This is a genomic window from Nostoc sp., assembly GCF_036919495.1.
Taxonomy (GTDB): Bacteria; Cyanobacteriota; Cyanobacteriia; order Cyanobacteriales; family Nostocaceae; genus Nostoc.
On the sequence record NZ_JBALBZ010000111.1, the window covers coordinates 1 to 15,148 of the forward strand.

The window sequence follows — 15,148 nt, forward strand, 5'->3', positions numbered from 1 at the left end:
CGGAAGTTGAGCCTCTAAACTCGGAAGTTGAGTCTTTGAACTCGGAAGTTGAGCCTCTGAACTCGGAAGTTGAGCCTCTGAACTCGGAAGTTGAGTCTTTGAATTCGGAAGTTGAGCCTCTAAACTCGGAAGTTGAGTCTTTGAACTCGGAAGTTGAGCCTCTGAACTCGGAAGTTGAGCCTCTGAACTCGGAAGTTGAGCCTTTGAACTCGGAAGTTGAGTCTTTGAACTCGGAAGTTGAGCCTCTGAACTCGGAAGTTGAGCCTTTGAACTCGGAAGTTGAGCTTTTGAACTCGAAATGTCCAGTTGAGAAACTAAAATCCTAATTTTTCCAACACTGGCTTTGTGGAAACAACGTGGCGTTCTAAACCCAGTTCTTTGGGACTAACCCCAAGTGCCAAAGCAATCAACTGGGGTAAATGCAACACTGGTAAACCTAACTTTTGCTCAATCACCTTTTCCACCTCTGGCTGACGCGAATCTAAATTTAAGTGGCAGAGTGGACAAGGTGTAACTATACAGTCAGCGCCAGATGTCAAAGCGTCCTGAATATGCATCCCCGCCATCTTGAAAGATTGGGTAGTGGCATAACTAGCAAGAGGCCAACCACAACATTGTGTCCGGCCTCGGTAATAAATTGGTGTTGCACCCACCGCCCGAAACATATTTTCCATCGCTTCTGGTTGGAACGGGTCATCATAGGGCATAGATTTTTGGGCGCGGAGGAGATAACAGCCATAAAAAGCCGCACATTTTAATCCACTTAACTTCCGGGTAACACGTTTAGTAATTTCCTCTAAACCGTAATCTGTTACCAAAGCGTAGAGAAGATGTTTAACGTCGGTAGTGCCGCGATAAGGTGAACAGCCTTCTTTATTCAGCAAGCCATTAACCTGTTGAATGTACGCAGGATCAGTTATTTGGCATTCTTTCAGGTGTTCATTCACATGACCAATAACACCTTGACAAGTGCTGCAATGGGTAAGTAAAGGCAAATTTAATTCTTCAGCTAGGGCAATATTTCTGGCGTTGACTGTATCTTCTAGCAGTTTAGAGTCTTCTTTAAATGTGCCAGAACCGCAGCAAGCAGCTTTTTTAAGTTCAACCAGTTCAATGCCCAGTGCTTGGGTAAGCGCTTGAGTTGACTGGTAAAGTTCCCGACAGGCCCCTTGAGCAACACAACCGGGGAAGTAAGCATATTTAAGTGTCTGAGATAGCATAGAGGTATGTTTGGGTTAGAGCGATCGCTCTAAAACAATAACTGTTTTATTATTCCTTGTTAGCATTTAAGCTCTGATGTTTGACGTTCCCCGTCTCTTTAACCGTCTAGGTTCAAAGCCGCAGCGTCTATATATTTTGATTGCTAGCAAGGCTGTAAATACTGAGCGAGACATTGTAAAAAAAGTTAGTAATAATTAGACAACCGAAACATTTACATTCTCTTGGCAATGCCATAGTCCGCTCCTATACCCAATTCTAAGAAAAATTACCCGATTCTTTTGAGGAAAGGGAAGGATTTTCTAACAGAAAAACCCTTAGTAGTATACGGGCGATCGCGCTTGACGATAAGATGTATATGCTCAAAACAATGTTTCCCGTAAAGAGCAGAACCTAGCAACTGGTTAAGGACTTTTATTATTTATGAGCCAAACGGAACTTTTTGATAAGGTTAAGGATATCGTCGCCGAACAACTGAGTGTTGAAGATAAGACCAAAATCACTCTCCAGTCCAAATTTATGGAAGATTTAGGAGCAGATTCCTTAGATACCGTTGAACTGGTGATGGCTTTGGAAGAAGAATTTGATATCGAAATTCCCGATGAAGCTGCCGAACAGATTATATCGGTTCAAGACGCAGTAGATTACATCAATAACAAAGTTACCGCATCAGCTTAAAAAAGTTTTGAGTCTTTGAGGTTTAGATGGTTTTGTCTCGCCCCCTCTGGGCATCTTAGGCAAAAACCACTGCTTTGACTTTTCACTGAGTGCTGAGAGACGCGATTAACCCTTGTCTGTACAGGGTTTAGGAGTTAGAGTTTTCGGAGGCAAAAGTTTGGAGTTTTCTCCATTTTTGGGCGCTTCCAAAACTCAGAACTCAGGACGGGCTAAACGCCCCGCTAACGCTAACGAAACTCAGTACTATTTAATGCCTGCTGCTTTTTCGCCACCTTTAACTGAATCATGACAGATTATACACGTAAACGCGTTGTTGTAACTGGTGTTGGCGCGATTACACCTATCGGTAACACAGCAACAGAATTTTGGGATGGATTATTGAGTGGACGTAATGGCATTGACCGCATCACATTTTTTGATGCGTCTCGCCATGATTGCCGCATTGCTGGTGAAGTAAAAAACTTCGATCCACATGATTACTTGGAGCGCAAAGAGGCCAAGCGCATGGATCGATTTGCCCAATTTGGGGTTTCGGCAGCAAAACAGGCTCTAGCTAACGCGCAGTTAGTTATTAATGAACTGAATGCAGAACAGGTAGGTGTCATGATCGGTTCTGGCGTTGGTGGCATTAAGGTATTAGAAGACCAGCAAACTATCTACCTCAACCGTGGGCCAGATCGCTGTAGTCCATTCATGATACCGATGATGATCGCCAATATGGCAGCAGGATTAACGGCAATTCATACGGGTGCTAAAGGGCCAAATTCCTGCCCTGTAACTGCTTGCGCTGCTGGCTCTAACGCTGTAGGCGATGCTTTTCGCTTAATTCAAGGGGGATATGCCCAGGCGATGATTTGCGGCGGAACAGAGTCTGCTGTGACACCATTATCGATGGCCGGGTTTGCCGCTTGCAAAGCCCTCTCTTTTCGCAATGACGATCCGCATAAAGCTTGCCGTCCCTTTGACCGCGATCGCGATGGATTTGTCTTGGGTGAAGGTTCAGGAATTTTAATTCTAGAAGAACTGCAACACGCCCTCAGTCGCGGCGCTCACATTTACGCCGAAATGATCGGCTATGGTATGACCTGTGACGCTTACCATATCACTTCCCCCGTCCCTGGTGGACTGGGAGCAGCTAGAGCAATAGAACTAGCGCTCAAAGATGCCAACATAACCCCCGAACAGATTAGCTATATTAATGCTCACGGCACTAGTACCCCAGCTAATGATTCAACTGAAACCTCAGCCATCAAAAAAGCCTTGGGAGAACATGCCTATAAGGTGGCAATTAGCTCCACCAAATCAATGACAGGTCATTTATTGGGCGGTTCTGGAGGTATTGAAGCAGTCGCAACAGTGCTGGCGATCGCTAATGACCAAATTCCACCGACAATCAATCTGGAAAACCCCGATCCAGAATGTGACTTAGATTACGTGCCTAACTATAGCCGCGCTCAAAAAGTTGAGGTGGCAATATCCAATTCTTTTGGGTTTGGCGGTCATAATGTCACACTGGCTTTTAAGAAATACGTCTAAAAGAAGGTAGGAGACAGGAGGCAGGGGAGCGGGGAGGCAGGGGAGCAGGGAGCAGGGGGCAGGGGGAAAATTCCTCTCCTCTGCACCCTTCCCTCTGCACCATGCACCATGCCCAATGCCCAATGCCCAATGCCCAATGCCCAAAGTATCATAGATATCATTCCGATATGACTTAAGCGTTCAGCATGACCCAATTATCAGCTTGATTTATCACCAGAAACTCAGGAGATCCCGCTTGTCCATCGACAAGCGGGAGTGGGATGATGAGGATACTATGGGGAATCTAAAATAACCCCAACAAGAGAAGCTACGAAGAGTGCTAACCCGTCGTTAAAAACAAGAGATTATGACTGTTGCAACCCAATCCGCCAAAGAATTGTCCGTCGAAGAACTGGCTATTAACTCGATCCGCTTCTTGGCTATCGATGCCGTAGAAAAGGCAAAATCGGGACACCCAGGACTACCAATGGGCGCGGCTCCGATGGCTTTTGTCCTCTGGGATCGCTTTTTGAAGTTTAATCCCAAGAATCCCAAATGGTTTAACCGCGATCGCTTTGTCTTGTCTGCCGGTCATGGCTCAATGTTGCAGTACGCCCTACTGTACCTGACAGGCTACGATAGCGTCACCATTGAAGATATCAAACAATTCCGTCAATGGGAATCCAAAACCCCAGGGCACCCCGAAAACTTCATGACCCCAGGCGTGGAAGTCACAACTGGCCCCTTGGGTCAAGGAATTGCCAATGGAGTTGGTTTAGCGATCGCCGAAGCGCACCTTGCCGCTAAATTTAACAAACCCGATACCAAGATTGTTGACCATTACACCTACGTAATTGTAGGTGACGGTTGCAACATGGAAGGAATTTCCGGTGAAGCTTGTTCTTTTGCAGGACACTTGGGATTAGGCAAACTCATTGCTCTGTATGACGACAACCATATTTCCATCGACGGTTCCACAGATGTGGCATTCACCGAAGATGTTTCTAAGCGGTTTGAAGCTTACGGTTGGCACGTCCAACACGTCAAAGATGGTAACACGGATTTAGAAGCGATCGCTAAAGCAATTGAAGCGGCTAAGGCTGTCACCGATAAGCCTTCTTTCATTAAGGTAACAACCATTATTGGTTACGGTTCCCCCAATAAAGCAAACACTGCTGGTGTTCACGGTGCCGCCCTTGGTGGAGACGAAATAGCATTGACTCGGAAAAATTTGGGTTGGGAATACGAGCCTTTTGATGTTCCACAAGAAGCCCTCAACCACACACGCAAAGCAGTAGAACGCGGCGCAAGCTACGAAGCCGAATGGAACAAAACATTTGCCGACTACAAAGCTAAGTATGGCCAAGAAGCGGCTGAATTTGAACGTTACCTAAGCGGCAAGCTACCCGACGGTTGGGATAAGGTACTACCCACTTACACCCCCGAAGACAAAGGACTGCCTACCCGCAAACACTCAGAAACCTGTCTCAACAAACTAGCGGCGGTTTTACCTGAATTGATTGGTGGTTCGGCTGACTTGACCCACTCTAACCTGACCGAAATCAAGGGTAAAAGCGACTTCCAAAAAGGGCACTACGAAAACCCCAACATCCACTTTGGTGTGCGGGAACATGCGATGGGCGCAATCTGTAATGGTATAGCGCTGCACACTTCAGGATTAATCCCCTACGGTGCTACCTTCTTGATCTTCACAGACTATATGCGTGCTGCCATCCGCTTATCCGCCCTTTCCCAAGCTGGTTCGATTTGGGTGATGACTCACGATTCCATTGGACAAGGTGAAGATGGGCCAACACACCAACCCATTGAAACTCTAGCTTCCTTGCGAGCTATTCCTAATTTATTAGTGTTTCGTCCCGCAGACGGTAACGAAACCTCTGGCGCTTATAAAATAGCGATCGAAAAGTCGAAGCAAAACGCTCCGTCTCTGTTGGCGTTCACCCGTCAAAACGTTCCCAACTTGGCAGGTACATCAATTGAGGGTGTGGCGAAGGGTGGATACACTGTTGTTGATAGCGAAGGTACACCTGATATCATCCTGATTGGTACTGGTTCAGAATTGAGCCTCGCCGTCGGCGCAGCCGAAAAACTTAAGGCTGAAGGTAAGAAAGTTCGTGTCGTCTCGCTACCTTCATGGGAACTGTTTGAAGCACAGGATGCGGCTTATAAAGAATCCATTTTGCCAAAAGCTGTCACCAAGCGTTTGTCTGTAGAAGCTGCCGCTAGTTTCGGTTGGCACAAATACGTGGGTACTGAAGGCGATACTGTTAGTATCGATCGCTTTGGTGCTTCAGCTCCAGGTGGTGTTTGTTTAGAGAAGTTTGGTTTTAGCGTTGATAATGTATTAGCTAAGGCTAAACAATTGTTGGGTTAATAGCAACAGAATATTCTCAAAATTTTGTGAGGTGGGCTGAAAAGCCCGCCTTTTTTTTACGCACAGGGGCGCTGAGTGAGATTGTTTATAATTGAGGTAATTAATTAAATATTGGTAGGAAATTATGCAAGAAGTTTTTAGCTATCATCAGGAACTTATCAATCGGATATCGCCAATTGTAGAAAATTTATTTAAAGGTATTAATTTTTTTGTTGAGCAGTTTGGCAACAGTAGGTGCATTTTCTAGTAAAGCCGCTTCAATTTGTTCTATTTCAATTAACTGCATTGCTAACTGTCCATTGTATTTTGGGAGCGATCGCAACCCTTGGCTGCTAAACTAAGAGAATTAAATATTAACCCCAATCAGTTAGTTTAGTTATTTTGTCAACTATCCTTAGATAGATAGAGTAAACAGTACGCGATTTCTGATGATAAATCGCTTGCTAGGACTGAAAAAATGAAACTTTCATACCTAAAAATCTACACTGCACCTTTAGCTGATTTTATCAATGTCTAATCTCTAGTATCACCTAAGAAATCAGCAAGGCCTTCTCAAGGCTTAATCTATATTCATGCTTTCAGGTGATGCAGTTATGACTTTATAAATGCGATTATGTATATGTCCTCAAACAATAGATAGTTGCTGTTGTCCAATTGCAAAAATATGATTTTCTCTGACTCCAGTAACTTTACTTTTATCCAATTGTTTGATGTTTTGAGAAGGTAACACAATGAATAATATCCTAAAGCGCACACTTCTACCCAGCCTGATGGCTGCAAGTTTAGCTGGTGTCACCTTAGTTCCCGCAAAGCCGGCTGCTGCTGATGACCAAGTATTAAGAGATGCAGGTATTGGTGCTGTTACCAATGTAGTCACCGGAGCAGTTAGAGGAAAGCATAATGTAATAAAGAATGCTGTTAGAGGTGGTGTCACTGGTGCAGCTGTCAATGGTGCAAATGGTCTGAGAAACCATCGTCGTCACCGCAACGCTGCTCAAGATATCGGAGTCGGTGCAGGCACTAGCGCAGTAACTGGCGTAATTACTGGCGATGGCAGAGATACGCTTGGGAATGCTCTTGATGGTGCAGCTGTAGGTGGAGCAATCCATCTGCTAACTAAATAAATAATTCGTAAATTCATCAGCTAAAATACTTCCCAATCGCTAAAGGATTGCTTTGTAAATACTACGAACTTATGCCTCCCATAATTCCTCTCCTTCTTGGATGAGCAAAGAGAACCCCCTTTCTCTAGTCAGGAAAGGGGGTTGTTGGGTTAGATTTATATTCGGATATATGCCACCATTAGGTTCAGATGACTTTAAACTTAATAGTAAACTCTAGCCCTTCAACGCCTTTCTAAAGTTTCGACGATAGGATTGATTTGTTATAAACAAAGCTGGCCATAGCAAAGACAAACCAATGCGATTGGTCAAAGTTGGATTAAAATTAGTCCGCCTAAACCCATTCCAAAACTTCCAAGCGCCGCCTCCGTAAACCATTATCAAGCCAATAACAATTAAAGTACCCATTCCTATCAACTCCGCTAGTAACTGACAGAATTTAAGTTAAGTTTTACCACACGAGGTAACCACTACATCAGCAACATTGAGAAAGTATGACTAAACTCCTTAGCATGGAACATCTAAGTTAGTTAAACAGACATTCTCTTATTCCAGTGTAGATTAGCCTCACGCATTGCAGCTAGTTATTACTGGTGCCCAGCTAACTCAAAGGACGTAAAAGCGTTACTTCTAGGGTATTTGGGCAATAAATGTTGCTTGGATAACAGTTAAGTCTTTAGTTTCTAAGACAGAACAGCATTTTAAAACGTCTAAGAGATTAGGATTAGTTTGTTACTGTAGCTTTAATGAAATTTTTTTGCTATCGATTGCGACGGGACAAAGATTCATAGCAATATGTTCCGGTGTCAATGCTGATTGCTTCAGTACAAAAAAGTCTATCCCATATTTCTGAATAAAATTTTGTACTTCTCTTTACCTCGATAATTGACTCAAATCTGCCTAGCAAAATTCGGCGGATTATCCTTATGCCTCATCTACCCAATAAAGATAATATCGTTCAGTATCCACCCAGCCTCTCTGAAAATCTTTAATTGGAACAATTTTCAAATCATTGCGGTTGACATTCAGTTTACGATTTAAGATGAGCAAAATTTTCTTTTGCTCATCTTGATTTTTGAGTAGGGAATTAATTTGGCTTAATATCTCAGTTTCTTCGACATCTTGACGACCACTTTTAAATAGGGTAAAGCTTCCCATTTTTTTTATCTCAGGATAGTAAAGCTTTCGATTTAGATAACCCGATAAAGGAGCCATATTTGCATCTCGACTGGCAACAATAACCTCATTAGCTAATCCAGCTTTTTGAATATATTGAACTGTTTCTCGACCGGCAGAAAATGGTATAACTAAATCTCTTGAAAAACTATAAATACCTCCCAAAAACTGGACATAAAGAATTAGCATTAAAGCGATATGATGCCATTTGTGAATAAATATAATTGAATTTGGACGAACATAAAATTTATTGAGTAGAACTAGAGACTCTTGATAATAACTTCCCAGCCATAAAGCCACTATCAAAACTAAATAGAAATGTCCAAAATGCCGAGGCATACCTATAAATCTGAAGTATGTAAAGGCAAATATTACAGAACTACCTATAATGTAGAAAAGCAATGCTACTGGCTTTTTAGATAATTTAATTAAGGTTAAAATTACCATTAATAAAGCAATAATCGCACAAATAATTAAATCTAGCCATTTCTTATGTTGAGGAATAATTAATAAATAAGCACCAAATATTCTATTTACGCTTCTCAATAAATGACGGATATCTAATTTTGTTAACCAACCATTATTTAAACCACCATGAAGATAACTATCTGTTGGAGGAGTAATAATATAAATGCATAAAATAAAAGAAAATATAATAATTACAATACTTAAAAATAAATCGTATTTTTGGCTTTGACTAAAATAGTGCTGGCGATGTTCACTATCAAAACAAAATTCAGCTAGCAAAGTCAATGATAAAGAGAATGATACCAATAAACCATAAGCACTACTATTTGCTAATAAACCCAATAAAATTGCCAAATAAGTATAAGTTCTTTTTCTGGATGCAAAAACTGTACAGAATGCAAAAACAAATAACATACTAAAGGCATAGTTTCGAGAAATTAAAAGATATTCATAAAAAGGAAAGAAACCAAAAGAAAAAAGAAATTTTTGTTGATAATTAAAAGGACTATATAGGCAAAAAAGAGTAACCGAAACAACAGTAATTGCCAAATGAAAAATTTGCATAATAATAGGGTTATCGACTATTTTTCTCAAAAGTCCTAGAGAAAAATACCATAGAAGAGGATGACCTTCATAACGAATATTTGCAATTAAATCTCCTAAAGATTCACTATCTCTGACAATGAGCCAGGGATTTAGTTCATCTCGCCACATAGAATGGTTGAGAATACCTATTAAGCCAAGAACAGAAAAAATAATGATAATAAACCAAGGAGAATGAAAAGGTAATCTCGAAGTATATGTGATGAGTTTCTTGTTTAGCATTTTTAGTTAAAAATCTTTCTAAAAATGCTATCACAATCTGAGAGACAACTTATTCATCAAAATATTATCTTGATTCTTTAACTATTTAGACGAATGTATTTTTCCTGATTTCTACTTATAACTTTCTGGTATACCTACTGGTGATAAACCCGCGATCGCTCGTAAGTTTTGGCAACGAATCAACTCGGTAAAATTTAAACCAGAACGCCCTTCAATTTTGGCTACCGCTTCAATTGCAGATAACAGATGCTGCGCTGCCTCAGCTTCTGAATAACCACGCCGTTGTGCTATGCGAATTGCTGCTGCATCGGCATTTAAATCTGACTCTTGAGACTTATTAGTGCGCCAGATCCGAAAAGTGGCGATCGCACTTAATCCCCCAGCTACGGCTACACCCACCACATCCGATTGTGCTGCTTCTAATAATCCGCCTAACAGTCCCGCCAATACTACGCCTTGATAAATGTCGGGTTTAAACCACTTTACCCCCGTCAACCAGCTAACCATCTGCAACAGCAACAAATCTCGTTGCGGCTTGGTCAGACGACGCCACAAATCGAAATTAATATATATCGGTCGCGCCTGATTCCAGGGTTGGGGAAAGGAGGCGTCAATCACTTTTGCCTGTTCTGGCTTACTAACGATTTTTGTCGTCATCCGACCAGAGGCAGGCATCACATCTAACAAACGGCGAATTTCAACATTTGGCTCCATAAATTTAATTATTAGCCATAATGTGCATGGTAACTATTTTAGTTGTCATTCATGTTAACCTTTGATTTGTGAGATGCTCTCGCAGTCTTTCTAAATGGTTGTTCTATTAGTGAAAACCTCTGTAAATGGCTAGAAAGTGAATAGATTCAGATCAAATCATAAGAATATTGATTAAGCAGTTTGATAGTGTTGCGGGATTTTATCATATCCGTTTGCCGCTAAATTCAAAACCTCAAAGTTTTGGATAACCATTGCTACTACACTTGTAACAACATGGACGCTTTTGCTACCCTTCCGCCTGAATGGACAAATAAGGCAATACATGCCTATGATTTTTGCTGTCCTAATTGCCACTCAAGTAGCCGAGAAGCTGAAAAAGTTTGGCTAAATCGGCGATCGCCTGTACTTACAGAAGACCGTCGTCGCAAATGGCAAGAGTTTTACTACTGTCACTGTGGCTCTGTGTGGTGGGCTTGGAGTAGCGATCGCCCCCCAAAAGATATATCCAATCAGCCAGATTATAATCCTACATAGTTAATTTTCTTCCTGAACAAAAGCCCACCTTAAGGCGGGCTTTTGTTTATTTAATTCTGAGTTTTATTTGCGATCGCAAATTTTAGAAGGTGAAGGTAGTACGTAGAGTACCTACATATTCAGTGTCGTTATTGTTGTTGTTTTCTGGATTGAAGATTACCAACAAACCAGGAGTGACTTGAATATTATCGGAAACCTTGAACTTGTAAAGACCCTCTAAGTGATAAGATGTATCTCTGTCAGAGTTAGTATTGGCGGCGAGACCTCTTGCGCTGCCACCAGTAACTTTAGGTGGTTGACCAAAGATCACACCTAGGACGTTGCCTTCTCTACCAAAGTCTTTCAAAGCAAGCGCTCCAGCCCAGTACCAAATATCTGCATCTGCACCGGCATTGACACCACTCTTAGCATCGGCAGTTGTATAACCCCCCCAACCACTTAGAGCCAACTTAGAGCCTAGTTGGAAAGTAGCTTCTACACCATAGTTATTGGATTCAGTAGCAGTGTCATTGCCAAAAGGTCTGTTAGCAAAAGCACTACCTGTACTTTGGAAAAGGTTGTTGTTGTTGTTGGTGTTAAAATTATTAGTTTGATAAGTGCGGGCGTAGGTTAGACCAACATTAAAGGCTTTGGTGGGTTGGAAAGATAACTGACCAAAAATAGCATTACCACCATCAATCAATCCATTATTATCTGTAGGGTTGTTAGCAGTGTTAGCTAGATAAGCACCGCTCAAGCTGATAGCGCCTTTAGGATTGAAGGTAACAGTTATACCAGAACCACCTTGACCTTGGCGATATATGGGGCTAAAACGTCCATAGCGAGAGAGCGCACCTCTACCAGAGCTTGAAAAGTCAGAGTTGAAGGTGTTGACGTTTTCCCATAACTCACCACCGCTAGCGTCAATTTTGACACGCACTGCATCACTGAAGTTGAAAGCATAGTTGATTTTATCTATGCTAACGCTGTTGTCCGCATTACCGACATCATAGCCCAAGCGGGTCATGTTAGTACCACTCACACCAGCATTAGAGACGATATTTCCCGCAGTTAACCGAATTTGCAACTGGTCTTTACCAGTGAAACTGCTATACAAGTTCAAACGAACTCTGTCACCAAAAGTTGTGTTGGAATCTAATTTGGGACCTGCAGGAGCAGTCCTAGAAGCAACGGCTCTATTGTCACCAAAAACATCAGACACATTAAAAATCGCTTCTCCAACCAACTTAGTAGTAGTGGAGAACTGATTAGCTTCCAACTCAGCAGTGCGGGCTTCTAATCCATCTACGCGACCGCGCAGAGTTGCGAGTTCAGCAGAAAATTCTTCTTGTAATCGCTGTAAAGTAGCCAGGTCTTGTTTAGTAACCAAATCAGCAGTAGCTGTAGCAATCAGTTCGTTAACCCGGTCTAAACAGGAATTCAAACCTGCTGCAAATTCATAACGAGTTAAAGCACGGTTACCACGATAGGTACTGTTGGGATAACCTGCAATACAGCCGTAGCGTTCAACTAGAGATTGTAAAGCTTGGAATGCCCAATCTGTGGGTTGCACATCCGAAAATTGCGAAACTGATGTTACCTGACCAATATTATTAGAATCTTGAGCTTCAGATAACTGGGCAACATTTGTTACCTGTTCGTTGACTTCAGCAGCTACAGCGCTGTTAGCAGCGAAAAATGCAGCAGCTAAAACAATTGGACTAACCTTACAAAGATTCCAGAATGCTTTTGTCATGTTATTACTCTCACTCACACCTACATAATCCACTCCTGATAAAATGCTTAAAACACTTTATTTTCAGGAATTTCACACACAATCACACTCATGATAATACCTTTATACTCCGAGAAATACAAGTACTTTAATATAGTCCTGAACTATAATTTTGAATTAATTTATTTTGTAACCGCAAAATAATGCGGCGTTTGTGACGTAAAACCGTTCCTTCTTCCTCCAACTGTTGTAGGAGTCGGGTAACAGTTACTCGCGTGGTATTTAACACTTCAGCAATATCTTGATGGGTAATATTTAGATCAATTAACTTACCTTTATCTACATCACGTCCAAATTTTTCACTTAACCATACTAAAAACTGCCATAAGCGTAGCGAAATTGGTTTTCGATGCACAATGCTTAGTAGATTTTCTACCTGTTGAATATGAGACAACAAAGCATTAATATCTTGATGCCACAAATGAGGTGGCACAATGCTTATTTCTACGCCTGTGAGACATTCAATCTGATAGGGCTTGACCCTAGACAAAGGATAGCCAATCAGATCCCCTAGTCCCCAATAACCGAGAGTGATGAATGTTCCATCTTCACTCCACGTTAAGGTACGAACTGCACCGTGTTCAATGCGCCAAAGTACATCATTTTGAAGTGGAATTACTTCCCTACGGCTAAATATCTGCTGGGGTAATTGTCCGCACAAAGCAGAGCTATTTAACAATACAGAAGAGTTTGAATTAGGAGTTGTGGAATATATCATTAACCGTAACTACATAATTATCAGGGAATCTCGCTATTTACAATCATTAAGAAACTCTAATAATTTGTATCAAATTTTACCTATATAATTGGCAGCGTATTCTTCTCAATTAGAGCTAGAGGCTAGCTCAAAATTTTTTCTGGAAACAACTTATAGATTCAGGTATTTACAAGTAAGATAGACCGAAATTTTTCAGTTGTTTATCCGTTACTTTAATTGTGCAAGTTTAAGAATAGGTAAGCTTTTAGTAAAATATTTAGTTAACTTACTTTTAAGTATTTAATATTTTCTTAAGATTCAGAGATACGTAGGCAAAAATATAGAAATATTTAAATTGCATAAGCTGGACGGGCTTTTCGACTCACCCCACAAAAGTTATATTTAATTCGATTATGCAAATTAGATGTTTTTTAGCTTACTAAGTCGCTTGAGTTGTCAGCCTTTGTTTGTAGAGGTAGTGGCTAAAGCTTGTGGACTGATGAAATGTCAATTAAGAGCGTTGACCGGTGACAATATATGCTACCCTTTGACCGATATTAGTGGCATGATCTGCCATTCGTTCCAGACAACGAATTGCCAGTGCTAGCAGTACAATTGGCTCGACTACACCAGGTACATCGCGTTGTTGGGCTAAAGTCTGATAAACGCGATCGTAGGCATCATCTACAGTATCATCTAAGCGCTTTAAACGGCGTCCACCGGCTTCATCTAAATCTCCCAAAGCCTTCAAGCTAGTTGCTAGCATCGATTGCGCGTGAAGGGACATAGTTTCAATGTCGGGCATTGACGAATGAGGCGCGTAAGGAAAAATTTTAATCGCAATCTCAGCTAAATCCTCAGCATAATCACCAATGCGCTCTAAGTCGCGCACCAGCTGCATAAAGGCACTTAAACAGCGCAAATCTTGAGCAGTAGGCGCTTGTAGCGTCATAATCGCCGTACAGTCTGATTCGATTTGACGATAAAAGCGATCGATCTTTTTATCTAATCGGGGAAGTTCCTCAGCTGCTGTTAAGTTACGAGCAAATAACGCTTGGTGACTGAGGCGAAATGATTGTTCTACCAAAGCACCCATGCGTAATACATCTCGTTCTAAGCGCCTAATGGCGCGTGCGAGTTCGGGTCTTTGAGGATTAGGATTGTAATCGACAGCTTTCACACTTGTTATCTTAAAGGTGAAGATTACTATTAACTATAGTCTTGGCTTAAAGAGTTTGCCATAACTTCACGAAATTGGAGTTGCATCCACGCACCACCAGTTTCTGGATGGTTCATAGCTTTGATTGAACCACCGTGGGCGTGAATAATTTGCTCAACGATCGCTAATCCTAATCCATTGCCAACGATCGCTCCTATGGAGTTACCATCTTGTGAGGAATGGGTTCGCGCTTTATCTCCTCGATAAAATCGCTCAAAAACATGGGGTAAATCTGCCTCAGAAAATCCGACTCCAGAATCAATAAGATTTATTTCGAGAATTGGGGAAGCAGCATCATTATCCTTTGCTGATAAGATTTTCGCTTCAATGTGAATACTTGTACTAGGAAGACTGTACTTAATGCTATTGTCTAACAAGTTGAGAAAAACTTGGTAAATTCGGGCTTGATCTGCTTTAATCCAAACATTTTCTGGGCCAGAATAAGAAAGAGACAAATGTTGGCGCACTGCTAAGGGTTCTAGTGTTTCCCAAACGGATGCAATTAGCGATCGCAATTCTACAGCTTTGGCTTGCAATTGGATGTTTGGGTTTGCTTCCATTTGGGTGAGGTCTAGCCAGCTTTGCACTAAGTTAATCAGCCGATCAACTTCTTGCATTAGGCGGTTAACCCAGCGATTTAAAGGTGGTTCCAAGCGAATTTGTAAAGTTTCCGCAACCAAGCGAATCGAAGTTAGTGGCGTTCTGAGTTCGTGGGCTAAATCAGAAAAAGAGCGATCGCGTACTTGATTTATATCTAATAGGGGTTGACGATTTTCTAAAAAGACTCCCACTTGTCCATTGGGTAAAGGCAAGC

The 15,148-nt window shown here is 41.6% G+C and carries 15 protein-coding genes; 7 read left to right on the forward strand and 8 right to left on the reverse strand.

Annotated features, from left to right (window positions below; genetic code table 11):
• On the forward strand, positions 1 to 326 hold a 326-nt coding region (locus tag V7K25_RS15620; RefSeq protein ID WP_442948091.1), incomplete at its 5' end, for a coiled-coil domain-containing protein.
• Here the strand turns inward: V7K25_RS15620 and V7K25_RS15625 are convergent.
• Positions 315 to 1,220: a CoB--CoM heterodisulfide reductase iron-sulfur subunit B family protein gene (locus V7K25_RS15625; RefSeq protein ID WP_335159399.1), complete on the reverse strand. Its 906-nt coding sequence runs from the start codon at positions 1,218 to 1,220 to the stop codon at positions 315 to 317. The two genes, V7K25_RS15620 and V7K25_RS15625, sit on opposite strands and share 12 nt — an antisense overlap.
• 421 nt (positions 1,221 to 1,641) lie before the next feature.
• Between V7K25_RS15625 and acpP the strand changes: the two genes are divergently transcribed.
• The 5 genes from acpP (at position 1,642) to V7K25_RS15650 (ending at position 6,930) form a co-directional block, all read left to right on the forward strand.
• Entirely contained in the window at positions 1,642 to 1,896 is a 255-nt protein-coding gene (acpP, locus tag V7K25_RS15630) for an acyl carrier protein (RefSeq protein WP_335159401.1), read from the forward strand.
• Between the two features lie 157 nt (positions 1,897 to 2,053).
• Complete coding sequence (locus V7K25_RS15635) at positions 2,054 to 2,185, forward strand: hypothetical protein (protein WP_335159403.1); 132 nt, start codon at positions 2,054 to 2,056, stop codon at positions 2,183 to 2,185.
• Complete coding sequence (gene fabF / locus V7K25_RS15640; protein WP_335159405.1) at positions 2,182 to 3,432, forward strand: beta-ketoacyl-ACP synthase II; 1,251 nt, start codon at positions 2,182 to 2,184, stop codon at positions 3,430 to 3,432. Before V7K25_RS15635 ends, fabF begins: the two co-directional genes overlap by 4 nt.
• A 346-nt stretch (positions 3,433 to 3,778) precedes the next feature.
• Complete coding sequence (gene tkt, locus V7K25_RS15645; protein WP_335159407.1) at positions 3,779 to 5,806, forward strand: transketolase; 2,028 nt, start codon at positions 3,779 to 3,781, stop codon at positions 5,804 to 5,806.
• Positions 5,807 to 6,537: 731 nt separating this feature from the next.
• On the forward strand, positions 6,538 to 6,930 hold the full coding sequence (locus tag V7K25_RS15650) for a hypothetical protein (protein WP_335159409.1): 393 nt from the start codon (positions 6,538 to 6,540) through the stop codon (positions 6,928 to 6,930).
• A 213-nt stretch (positions 6,931 to 7,143) separates the two neighbouring features.
• On the opposite strand, the gene V7K25_RS15655 is transcribed toward V7K25_RS15650, so the two are convergent.
• From V7K25_RS15655 to V7K25_RS15665, 3 genes are all read right to left on the reverse strand, one after another.
• On the reverse strand, positions 7,144 to 7,335 hold the full coding sequence (locus V7K25_RS15655) for a hypothetical protein (protein WP_335159411.1): 192 nt from the start codon (positions 7,333 to 7,335) through the stop codon (positions 7,144 to 7,146).
• A 516-nt stretch (positions 7,336 to 7,851) separates the two neighbouring features.
• The gene (locus V7K25_RS15660; protein WP_335159413.1) at positions 7,852 to 9,396 is read right to left on the reverse strand and encodes a hypothetical protein; all 1,545 of its coding nucleotides are present in this window, start codon (positions 9,394 to 9,396) and stop codon (positions 7,852 to 7,854) included.
• 111 nt (positions 9,397 to 9,507) lie between these two features.
• A complete protein-coding gene (locus V7K25_RS15665) occupies positions 9,508 to 10,110 on the reverse strand; it encodes a DUF3318 domain-containing protein (protein WP_335159415.1) in 603 nt (200 codons plus the stop codon).
• 273 nt (positions 10,111 to 10,383) lie between these two features.
• On the opposite strand from V7K25_RS15665, the gene V7K25_RS15670 reads away from it, so the two are divergent.
• Positions 10,384 to 10,644, forward strand: coding sequence for a hypothetical protein (locus V7K25_RS15670; protein ID WP_100901304.1), 261 nt, complete (start codon positions 10,384 to 10,386; stop codon positions 10,642 to 10,644).
• An 82-nt stretch (positions 10,645 to 10,726) separates the two neighbouring features.
• On the opposite strand, the gene V7K25_RS15675 is transcribed toward V7K25_RS15670, so the two are convergent.
• The 4 genes from V7K25_RS15675 to V7K25_RS15690 all read right to left on the reverse strand — a co-directional run.
• A complete protein-coding gene (locus tag V7K25_RS15675) occupies positions 10,727 to 12,379 on the reverse strand; it encodes an iron uptake porin (RefSeq protein ID WP_335159417.1) in 1,653 nt (550 codons plus the stop codon).
• 127 nt (positions 12,380 to 12,506) lie between these two features.
• The gene (locus V7K25_RS15680) at positions 12,507 to 13,136 is read right to left on the reverse strand and encodes a Crp/Fnr family transcriptional regulator (RefSeq protein WP_335159419.1); all 630 of its coding nucleotides are present in this window, start codon (positions 13,134 to 13,136) and stop codon (positions 12,507 to 12,509) included.
• A gap of 490 nt (positions 13,137 to 13,626) precedes the next feature.
• The gene (phoU, locus tag V7K25_RS15685; RefSeq protein ID WP_335159421.1) at positions 13,627 to 14,295 is read right to left on the reverse strand and encodes a phosphate signaling complex protein PhoU; all 669 of its coding nucleotides are present in this window, start codon (positions 14,293 to 14,295) and stop codon (positions 13,627 to 13,629) included.
• 29 nt (positions 14,296 to 14,324) lie between these two features.
• The coding region (locus V7K25_RS15690) for a sensor histidine kinase (RefSeq protein WP_335159423.1) at positions 14,325 to 15,148 on the reverse strand (824 nt) is incomplete at its 5' end.

Bases quoted from the DNA above. Each gene is read 5' to 3' on its own strand.
- V7K25_RS15625 (WP_335159399.1), bottom strand. From the start codon at position 1,220: ATGCTATCTCAGACACTTAAATATGCTTACTTCCCCGGTTGTGTTGCT.
- acpP (WP_335159401.1), top strand. From the start codon at position 1,642: ATGAGCCAAACGGAACTTTTTGATAAGGTTAAGGATATCGTCGCCGAA.
- fabF (WP_335159405.1), top strand. From the start codon at position 2,182: ATGACAGATTATACACGTAAACGCGTTGTTGTAACTGGTGTTGGCGCG.
- tkt (WP_335159407.1), top strand. From the start codon at position 3,779: ATGACTGTTGCAACCCAATCCGCCAAAGAATTGTCCGTCGAAGAACTG.
- V7K25_RS15650 (WP_335159409.1), top strand. From the start codon at position 6,538: ATGAATAATATCCTAAAGCGCACACTTCTACCCAGCCTGATGGCTGCA.
- V7K25_RS15655 (WP_335159411.1), bottom strand. From the start codon at position 7,335: ATGGGTACTTTAATTGTTATTGGCTTGATAATGGTTTACGGAGGCGGC.
- V7K25_RS15660 (WP_335159413.1), bottom strand. From the start codon at position 9,396: ATGCTAAACAAGAAACTCATCACATATACTTCGAGATTACCTTTTCAT.
- V7K25_RS15665 (WP_335159415.1), bottom strand. From the start codon at position 10,110: ATGGAGCCAAATGTTGAAATTCGCCGTTTGTTAGATGTGATGCCTGCC.
- V7K25_RS15670 (WP_100901304.1), top strand. From the start codon at position 10,384: ATGGACGCTTTTGCTACCCTTCCGCCTGAATGGACAAATAAGGCAATA.
- V7K25_RS15675 (WP_335159417.1), bottom strand. From the start codon at position 12,379: ATGACAAAAGCATTCTGGAATCTTTGTAAGGTTAGTCCAATTGTTTTA.
- V7K25_RS15680 (WP_335159419.1), bottom strand. From the start codon at position 13,136: ATGATATATTCCACAACTCCTAATTCAAACTCTTCTGTATTGTTAAAT.